8 protein-coding genes are annotated in these 10,069 nt (G+C 43.3%); 3 read left to right on the forward strand and 5 right to left on the reverse strand.

Annotated elements, in window-relative coordinates; all coding sequences use genetic code 11:
- Nucleotides 1–142 precede the first annotated feature (142 nt).
- Entirely contained in the window at nucleotides 143–403 is a 261-nt protein-coding gene (gene rpsT, locus PSI23_RS11455; RefSeq protein ID WP_273555209.1) for a 30S ribosomal protein S20, read from the forward strand.
- 147 nt (nucleotides 404–550) lie between these two features.
- Here rpsT and nhaR read toward each other — a convergent pair whose 3' ends face one another.
- Complete coding sequence (gene nhaR, locus PSI23_RS11460; protein WP_092517185.1) at nucleotides 551–1,483, reverse strand: transcriptional activator NhaR; 933 nt, start codon at nucleotides 1,481–1,483, stop codon at nucleotides 551–553.
- A gap of 218 nt (nucleotides 1,484–1,701) precedes the next feature.
- Nucleotides 1,702–2,883, reverse strand: coding sequence for a Na+/H+ antiporter NhaA (gene nhaA / locus PSI23_RS11465; protein ID WP_273555210.1), 1,182 nt, complete (start codon nucleotides 2,881–2,883; stop codon nucleotides 1,702–1,704).
- Between the two features lie 205 nt (nucleotides 2,884–3,088).
- Here nhaA and PSI23_RS11470 point away from each other — a divergent pair, with 205 nt between their 5' ends.
- Entirely contained in the window at nucleotides 3,089–3,937 is an 849-nt protein-coding gene (locus tag PSI23_RS11470; RefSeq protein ID WP_273555211.1) for an EamA family transporter, read from the forward strand.
- A 124-nt stretch (nucleotides 3,938–4,061) separates the two neighbouring features.
- Here the strand turns inward: PSI23_RS11470 and dnaJ are convergent, their stop codons facing one another.
- Nucleotides 4,062–5,189, reverse strand: coding sequence for a molecular chaperone DnaJ (dnaJ, locus tag PSI23_RS11475; protein ID WP_273555212.1), 1,128 nt, complete (start codon nucleotides 5,187–5,189; stop codon nucleotides 4,062–4,064).
- A 228-nt stretch (nucleotides 5,190–5,417) separates the two neighbouring features.
- Nucleotides 5,418–7,328, reverse strand: a complete 1,911-nt coding sequence (gene dnaK, locus PSI23_RS11480) for a molecular chaperone DnaK (protein ID WP_273555213.1) — start codon at nucleotides 7,326–7,328, stop codon at nucleotides 5,418–5,420.
- Between the two features lie 348 nt (nucleotides 7,329–7,676).
- Here dnaK and satP point away from each other — a divergent pair, with 348 nt between their 5' ends.
- On the forward strand, nucleotides 7,677–8,249 hold the full coding sequence (gene satP, locus PSI23_RS11485; protein WP_273555214.1) for an acetate uptake transporter: 573 nt from the start codon (nucleotides 7,677–7,679) through the stop codon (nucleotides 8,247–8,249).
- A 101-nt stretch (nucleotides 8,250–8,350) separates the two neighbouring features.
- On the opposite strand, the gene PSI23_RS11490 is transcribed toward satP, so the two are convergent.
- Nucleotides 8,351–9,622, reverse strand: coding sequence for an MFS transporter (locus PSI23_RS11490; protein WP_273555215.1), 1,272 nt, complete (start codon nucleotides 9,620–9,622; stop codon nucleotides 8,351–8,353).
- Between the last annotated feature and the right edge of the window lie 447 nt (nucleotides 9,623–10,069).

The raw sequence follows: 10,069 nt of genomic DNA on the forward strand, positions 1-10,069 counted from the left end.
AAAATCCTGCCCCATCACAACGTAAGCAGCGTCGTCGTACAACGACGTTTATTTGCACAAATTCATTGACAAAAGAAGGCTGAACAGGCATATTTCTCGGCCTTTGAATTGTCCTCGATAGAATATATTTGGGAGTTGGACCTTGGCTAATATCAAATCAGCTAAGAAACGCGCCGTACAGTCTGAGAAACGTCGTCAGCATAACGCAAGCCGTCGTTCTATGGTGCGTACTTTTATCAAGAAAGTATACGCGGCTATCGCTACTGGCGATAAAGAAGCTGCACAGAAAGCATTCAATGATATGCAACCAATTGTTGATCGTCACGCCTGTAAGGGTCTGATCCACAAAAACAAAGCAGCTCGTCATAAATCTGCTCTGGCAGTGCAAATCAAAGCAATGTAATCATTTGATTTGTTTTGATAGTGCTAAAAATTGATAGTGCTAAAAATTGATAGTGCTAAAAAAACCGGCTTAAAGCCGGTTTTTTTGTATCTGTCAGTTTTAATGTGCTGATTTTAATGCAATGATTTTAAGGTCACGGTTTTTACGTCACAGCTTTAAAGATTTTTCAGGGCGACTTTTTGGTGGAGAACTGAATAAAGCAGAAAAGTCTTTGTTACATACTCGCTGGACTGCCGGATGCTGAATCATGCGCTCTGCAAAGATGACATAATATTCTTCCTGTACAGCATCCAATCGACCTATTTCAATAATATCACTATCTGCAAAAATATCATTGGCATAGAAAGAAGGCGCAATGAAAATGGCATTGTGATACATACCAAATGCTTTCATCAAGGCAGCATCATCAAATTCACCCAACACTTCAACTTGAAGGTTTTTATTACGTATCCATGTCAGGAGCTTTCTGCCCAGCATGGAGCGGCGACCAGGAATCAATAAGCGCCGCTCTTCCAAACATTCAGGAAAGGATTTTTCTGGGATCGGCTGGCGGCAATAAAAACTAATATTGCATTCCCCCAATTTCACGGAAAATAAGCCTTCCTGTTGAGAGGAATCCACTGGACAATCAGAGAGGATCATATCCAGTTTATGCTGGCTAAGTTGCTCAAGTAGCATTTCATGTGTCGATTCAAAACAACGCAAGTGGATTTTTTCATGTTCCACAACGGTAGTTTCCAGTACCTTGCTGACCAAACGCTTGGATAGCGCATCAGCGACTCCTACATCAAACAGCAGGTTTGATTCTCGGCTGTAAGTAACGATATCCAGCATTTCCTGACTGAGTGTAAACATTTTATCCGCATAGCGGAAAATCAATTGCCCCAGCTCTGAGGGCACTAAGCCTCTTCCTTGGCGCTTGAATAATTTCCCATTCAGACGCTCTTCCAACGCTTTTATCTGCCCTGTAATGGTTTGTGGTGTCAGATATAGTGCTTCTGCTGCGCCCACAACAGAACCTTCCTTGCAAACATGCCAAAAATAATAGAGATGGTTAAAATTTAAATGTGAAACCTGCATATATTTATCCTTGTGTATATCTCACGCCTGCATAACAGCCGTAACCATACATTTCAGGTCGCCAGATTATGGCGTTTTCCTATTTTTCTATTGATACGAAATATTCGCGGCATAGAAGCTGTAAATGTTTTGCCGCGAATATGAATATAAAGAGGATGAATTACTTCGGAAGTTCTTTCTTATTTTGCACTTAAATTAGTCTATTCATTTGCTTTTGGCTACGTTTTTTCTTGGGTGTTTTTCTTCGGTAATAATGCCCTGAGTAATCCATAACCAGCGACAGCTGCGGTTGTAGAGCCAATCAATATTCCTAAGCGGGAGTAGGTACTGAAGTCGTCATTTAGACCTTCAAATGCCAGACCAGAAATAAAGATAGACATGGTAAAACCGATCCCACAGAGTACGGAAACCGCGAAAATTTGTCCCATACGGATTTTTTCCGGCAGTTTAGCTATTCCCAGTTTTACTGAAATCCAGCTAAACAGGAAAATACCCAATGGCTTGCCAATAAACAGACCAAGTGCAATGCCTACAGGCAGCATACTTGTTAAGCCATTCAGTGTGACGCCCTGCAATGAAATGCCAGCATTAGCAAAAGCAAACAATGGCAGAATTAAATAAGCTACCCATGGATGCAATTCATGTTCCAGTGTTTCAGAAGGTGATTCGCCTTTTTTGTCGCGAAGCGGTATCAAGAATCCAACGATAACGCCAGCTAACGTGGCGTGAACACCCGATTTCAAGATACATACCCATAAAACAACACCAACAACCAGATAAGCAGATGTTTTAGTTATTCCTTTCCAATTCATCCAGACCAGCAGCACAATCATGGCAGCCGCCAGACTTAATGCCCCCAGAGACACTGTTTTGGTATAGAACAAAGCAATAATAATGATCACACCTAAATCATCAATGATTGCCAGCGCAAGTAAAAATACTTTCAATGCGGTGGGAACGCGTTTCCCCAGCAAGGCCATGATCCCAAGTGCAAAAGCAATATCTGTTGCTGCGGGAATTGCCCAACCTTGTTGTGTGATCTCATCACTGCCATTAAATAGCAGATAGATCAGGGCAGGGGCCAACATACCTCCAAGCGCTGCAATGGCTGGGAAAATTGCTTTGTCACGACCAGCCAGCGAGCCTTCCATGAGTTCCCGCTTTACTTCCAGCCCGACAATCAGGAAAAACACCGCCATTAATCCATCATTTATCCAGAGTAATAATGGCTTGTCGATTTCTAATGCTGCGAATTGCACCGCAACAGGAAGGTTGAGAAATTGATGATAAATACCCTGCAATGGCGTATTCGCCATAACCAGCGCAACAATAGCTGCAATGATGAGAATGATTCCTCCTGCTGCCTCTAATTTCAAAAATTGGCGAATGATTGCAGTCATGGATAAATTAACCTATGAAATTGATCGAAATAATAATGTTATGATAGTCATGACATCGGAAAAAGCAGATTATTTATGCGATATTGTTCGTCATATACGAATTATAACATTATGAAATTAACATTTTTTCGGGGATGAGTACATTGCAATCAGAATCAAAAGCTGCTTTTATCAGCTATTTATTAACAATTGATTAAAATATCTCATGACAACATTCCTATTATTATTTGTTCTCGGTGCTGCCCTGCTACATGCCAGTTGGAACGTTTTAGTCAAAATCAGTGCTGATAGATTTTTGGGTATATCAATCATCGTTTTTTTTGCTGGCCTGATTTCAACAGCCGGATTATTCTGGGTAGGATTGCCAACTCTCTCTTCCTTGCCATGGCTAGTGTTGTCTTCCATCCTGCATATCGGTTACTGCCTGTTCCTGAGCCGTTCTTATGCTACAGGGGATTTAAGTCAGGTATATCCTATTGCCAGAGGAAGTGCACCGTTAATTACTGCTTTCTTGAGTTGGATTATATTGCAGGAAGTATTACCGCCTCTTGGTATGTTGGGTATTGGCTTAATTGTTATAGGAATTATTTTGATCGCATTTCCCAAGGGAAAAGAATCATTTCAGATGGATAGCCGAGCATTAATTGCAGCGCTAATAACTTCAGTTTTTACAGCTTTCTATACCTTATCTGATGGCATTGGCTCCCGTGTCAGTGATAACGCCTTAACCTATATCTTGTGGCTGTTTGCCATTCACGGCTGGTCAATGGGCGTCATTATGTATTTCAAATATCGCTATACGATTGGGCAAAATATTCGCCAATATTGGAAGCAAGGATTACTGGGCGGGCTAATGCAATTGTTGAGTTATGGCATTGTCATTTGGGCGATGAGCTATGTCCCAATTGTAATGGTTGCTGCATTGCGTGAAACCAGCGTGCTGTTTGCAATGTTGTTGTCGGTTTTTATTTTGCGGGAACCGTTTAGCAAAATGAGATTATTGGCTTGTATGGTGATTGTAGCTGGAGTGATTGGGACGAAATTGGGGGAATGATCGTGTTACTTGAAAGAATAAAAATGGGAGGTAATGCAATAACTCATAAATCCCACCTGATTATCAATAAATTAGAGAGATAATCAGGAGGAACTATTATCAATGATCTTACAAAGACATTAAATTACTTTGTCAAATCATCAAAAAATTTTTTCACGCCATCGAGGAAACTTTTGGAGCGAGGGCTATTGGTTTCACCGCTTTTTCCGCCAAAAGATTCACCCAATTTACGCATCAGCTCTTTTTGTTCTTCATTCAGCTTAACCGGTGTTTCTACCACGACACGGCACATCAAGTCGCCTTGAACACCACCACGAACGGATTTAACACCTTTACCTTTCATACGGAATAGTTTGCCGGTCTGGGTTTCCGCAGGAATTTTCAGGCTGACGCGACCATCAAGGGTCGGAACTTCAATTTCGCCACCCAATGCTGCTGTTGCAAAGTTAATTGGAACTTCACAGTAAAGGTTGCTGCCATCGCGTTCGAAGATATGGTGAGTCTTGACTTGAACCTGAACGTACAAATCACCCGCTGGTGCACCGTGTTCACCTGCTTCACCTTCACCACTCAAGCGAATGCGATCACCGGTATCGACACCTGCCGGAATTTTGACAGACAGAGTTTTGTATTTTTCAACGCGACCATGTCCATGACATTTACCACAAGGCTCTTTGATGATGCTTCCACGTCCATGACACTGAGGGCAAGGCTGCTGAACGGCGAAGAACCCTTGGCGCATTTGTACTTGGCCTGCACCGTGACAGGTTGGACAAGTTTGTGGGCTGGTGCCCGCCTTGGCTCCGCTGCCATGACAGGTATCACAAGATTCCAGTGTTGGAATACGGATCTCTTTGGTCACACCACGGACAGCTTCTTCCAGGGTTAATTCCATGCTGTAACGCAGGTCTGAGCCACGGCTATGGCGCTGCTGACGACGGCCACCACCGAAAATATCTCCGAAAACGTCACCAAAGATATCGCTAAAGTCAGCTCCACCACCTGCACCACCACCCATACCACCATGTTCAAAGGCAGCGTGACCATATTGGTCATAAGCGGCACGTTTCTGAGCATCCGTCAGGATCTCATACGCTTCTTTAATTTCTTTGAATTTACTTTCTGCATCTTTATCACCCTGATTACGGTCAGGATGATATTTCATTGCCAGTCGTTTATAGGCTTTTTTGATCTCTTTTTCGTCTGCGGTTTTGGAAACTCCCAAAACTTCGTAATAATCTTTTTTTGCCATCGTATTGTTTACCCTTAATACGCACGCACGGGCGTAGAGTTACCTCAACGCCCGTACAGTTAACAAGTAACAGAGGCCTGTTACTTTGCCCGCTATTCCCTTCATCTTTCAAATTGATTCTTTGCTGGTTTTGCTCATTTAGCCCAGTCACATGCTTTCTATGTGACTGGGATTCAATCGCTTGCCGCCTTGATGCAACTCGAAACCTATTGGGCTTAAGGGCTACTATTATTTTTTGTCTTTAACTTCTTCGAATTCAGCGTCTACAACGTCGTCTTCTTTCTTCGCGTTGGTTGCACCAGCATCGGTAGCACCAGCTTGTGCTTGTTGCTGTGCGATTTCCAGCAGTTTCTTGGATGCTTCAACCAGAGCTTGGATCTTCGCTTCGATTTCAGCTTTGTCTTCGCTCTTCGCCGCAGTTTCCAGCTCAGAAGTTGCTTTCTCGATTGTAGCTTTATCGTCAGCAGTCAGTTTGTCACCGGCTTCTTCAACTTGCTTGTGAGTACCGTGAACCAGTTGGTCAGCTTGGTTACGAATCTGAACCAGCTCTTCAAACTTACGGTCAGCTTCAGCGTTTGCTTCAGCGTCGCGTACCATCTGCTGGATTTCTTCTTCGTTCAGACCAGAAGATGCCTTGATGGTGATGTTTTGCTCACGGCCGGAGTTTTTGTCTTTCGCAGAAACGTGCAGGATGCCGTCAGCATCGATGTCGAAAGTAACTTCGATCTGTGGAGTTCCACGCATCGCTGGCTGAACACCATCCAAGTTGAACTGACCCAGAGATTTGTTATCGCTGGCACGCTTACGCTCACCTTGCAGTACGTGAATAGTTACCGCAGATTGGTTGTCTTCCGCTGTAGAGAACACTTGGCTATGCTTGGTTGGGATAGTGGTGTTCTTAGTAATCAGGGAAGTCATCACGCCGCCCATGGTTTCGATACCCAGAGACAGTGGAGTTACGTCCAGCAGTAGAACGTCTTTCACGTCACCTGCCAGTACACCGCCCTGAACTGCTGCACCCATTGCAACTGCTTCGTCTGGGTTCACGTCTTTACGTGGCTCTTTGCCGAAGAAATCTGCAACTGCTTTCTGCACCATTGGCATACGAGTCTGACCACCAACCAGAATAACGTCCTGGACGTCAGATACAGACAGACCTGCGTCATTCAGTGCGACTTTCAGCGGCTCGATAGAACGTTTAACCAAGTCTTCAACCAGAGATTCCAGTTTTGCACGAGTCACTTTAATGTTCATGTGCTTAGGACCGGTTGCATCTGCTGTGATGTATGGCAGGTTCACGTCAGTCTGTTGTGCAGAAGAAAGTTCGATTTTCGCTTTTTCTGCCGCTTCTTTCAGACGCTGCATTGCCAGTGGGTCATTACGCAGGTCGATGCCTTGTTCTTTCTTGAACTCATCAACCAGATAGTTGATCATGCGGCTGTCGAAGTCTTCACCACCCAAGTGAGTATCACCATTGGTTGCCAGAACTTCATAAGTTTTTTCGCCATCAACTTCATCGATTTCGATGATAGAGATATCGAAAGTACCACCACCCAGGTCATAAACCGCAATGGTGCGGTTGCCCACTTCTTTGTCCAGGCCGTAAGCCAGAGCAGCAGCGGTTGGTTCGTTGATGATACGCTTAACTTCCAGACCTGCGATACGGCCAGCGTCTTTAGTTGCCTGACGCTGTGCATCGTTGAAGTATGCAGGAACGGTGATAACCGCTTCGGTTACTGGTTCACCCAGATAGTCTTCCGCTGTTTTCTTCATTTTTTTCAGAACTTCAGCAGAGATCTGAGGTGGTGCCATTTTCTGGCCTTTCACTTCCAGCCATGCATCGCCATTATCCGCCGCCATAATTTTGTATGGCATGATGGATTCGTCACGCTGTACTTCTTCGTCCTGAAAACGACGGCCGATCAAACGTTTGATGGCGAACAGAGTATTTTGCGGGTTAGTAACAGCCTGACGTTTAGCTGGTTGACCAACCAGAGTTTCACCATCCTGAGTATATGCGATGATGGAAGGTGTGGTACGGTCACCTTCACTGTTTTCAAGCACACGAGCAGTTGTGCCGTCCATAATTGCTACACAAGAGTTGGTAGTTCCCAAGTCGATACCAATAATTTTACCCATCTAAACGCCTCCACAAAGAATTCATATATTCGGTCAAGTTACTAAGCTATATGAGGACGAATGTTTTCTTTTCAATGGCTCTGTTTGCCAGAAATTCCTCATTTTGTTTTTCAGCTAATGCTGAAATATTCAGTAGTAACTGTAGTTGAGACTTAGATGGGGTCATTCATCGCATCATCAAGGGGCTGATTGAAAAAAAATTGAGATTTAATAAAAAAATTTTTCCAAGGCCATTGTGTAGTTGATGCCATCACATTATGATTCGCCGCCTTTTATGGTTTCTTGGTGCGGGAAAGCGCCATGATAACTTTTTAATATTTTGTATTATTTGTATTTTCTAGGGGAAGTATGCACTCTAATAAGTTGGCGAACCCAGGCCCATTGGGTTTAATGGGTTTTGGCATGACAACCATTTTGTTGAATTTGCACAACGCAGGTTTTTTCCCATTGGCATCAGTTATTTTGAGCATGGGCATTTTTTATGGTGGTTTGGCTCAGGTGCTGGCCGGTATCTTTGAGTACAAAAAAGGGAATACTTTTGCTGCAACCGCATTTACCTCTTACGGTATGTTTTGGTTGAGCTTGATTGCCTTACTGTTCCTGCCAATGATGGATTTGGCCGAAGAAACCAGCCATGAGTTCCTTGGCGTTTATCTCGCCCTGTGGGGAATTTTCACCCTGTTCATGTTCTTTGGTACGTTGAAAGCTAACCGTGTCCTGCAATTGGTATTTGGTAGCCTGACGCTGCTGTTCGCATTGCTGGCAATTGGCAATATCACAGGTAATGCCAGCATTTTGACCTTCGCGGGTTTTGAAGGCATTGTTTGTGGTGCGAGTGCTTTTTATCTGGCAATGGCTGAAGTTCTGAATGAACAATATGGCCGTACTGTTCTGCCAATTGGTGAAGTGAAACACGCTTAACCATTTTTAGACAGGATGAGTGATTTATGCTCATCCTGTGCTTGATCATGAGAGCATTAATCATGCCTCTTTAATTTCCCATCGTTTTTTTCATATAGATTTCATATAGATTTTTTCCGCAAATAAAACCCCAATAAAAGGCCAATAACCGATAAGGCGATAATATAATAGGCGGGAGCCAGCGGGGTATATCTCAGCAGCAAGGTGACAAGGATCGGTGTCAGTCCACCAAAAATAGCGTAGGCCACATTATATGAAAATGAAATGCCACTGAAACGGACTTCTGGCGGGTAGCTATTAACCATGACGAAAGGCGCTGCACCAATCACGCCTACAGCCAGACCGACGAGGGAATAAGCACTAAATAGTTTGAGCGGTTCATGGCTAATATTGTGATAGAAAAACCATGTAGTGGAGGCCAATAGAATACAGCCGATAATCAACACGATACCAGCTCCCCATTTATCGCATAAATATCCCACAGAAATACAGCCAACCGCCAATGAAATGATCGCCAGACTGTTTGCTTTCAACGTCAGTGATTGTTCCAGATGAAATACTGTCTGCATATAGCTTGGGGTCATCAAGATGATGACAACAATTCCTGCGGAAAGCAGCCAGGTAAGCAGCATGGAAATAGAGATGGCGCGTTTGTGATTAAAAATCACGGATTTTAGTGGTAACTCTCCTGCCAACGCCTTGCGTTCTTGCATTTCCTTGAAGATAGGTGTTTCATGCAGCCAACGACGCAGATACATGGCACATAGGCCGAAAATTCCCCCTAAGAAAAATGGCAGACGCCATGCCCAATCCAGAACGTCTTGCTTGGTATAAATGGAAGTAATAATGGTTGCGACGAGAGAGCCGAATAAAATTCCCATGCTCAATCCTGCCGTCAGAACACCACAGGCAAACCCGATGCGTTTATGGGGAACATGCTCCGCCACAAAAACCCATGCGCCGGGCACTTCTCCACCAATCGCAGCTCCCTGCATGATCCGCAGTAGTAAAAGGAGTATAGGCGCAGTCATGCCTATGGAATCGTAGGTGGGTAACATTCCGATGGTCAGTGTTGGTACAGCCATCAGCAATATACTCAGTGAAAACATTTTCTTACGTCCAATGAGATCACCGAAATGAGCCATGATAATCCCACCTAACGGTCGAGCCAGATAACCTGCGGCAAAAATACCAAATGTTTGTAGTTGTCTAAGCCATTCAGGTATATCTGCAGGAAAAAAAAGTTCTCCAAGCGTAACGGCAAAAAAGACAAAGATAATAAAATCGTAAAACTCCAGAGCACCGCCTAAAGCTGCTAAAGACAGAGTTTTATAGTCCTGTTTATTTAATGCTCGATTGTGGTGTTGTGACATAAGTTACCGATTTATAGTTATAAAATGGGATTTTTGTGATTATTTTCAATGGCCTTACCTGACTCATAATCGATGAAAATAAAACTTATGCTATATTAAAAGATGTTTATTCTGCAATTTTTTAAATGAATCCATTACGGTGATATGTAGTTTAGATTCGAACAGAAGAAGATTAAAATCATGCCAAATCAACACTGTAAGAAGTATGTGTTATCAGGCTTCTTAATCTAACATTATTCTCTAATAGGAAATTAATAAATATCTAGCGATCATAATCACATTTATATCGTTTAAAAATTGAGCTAACAAAAAAAGTAAATAAGATACTGATTGTTACTGCTTAGTACTACAGCCGTAATCCCTATTGTGCCATGATGGGGCTCTTCTTCCTTAAATAAAAGGCGGTGTCACATGCCATCCCCTGCCAAAATCTGGGAACAGGCGCTA

Source organism: Xenorhabdus yunnanensis (genome assembly GCF_028598805.1).
Taxonomy (GTDB): Bacteria; Pseudomonadota; Gammaproteobacteria; order Enterobacterales; family Enterobacteriaceae; genus Xenorhabdus; species Xenorhabdus yunnanensis.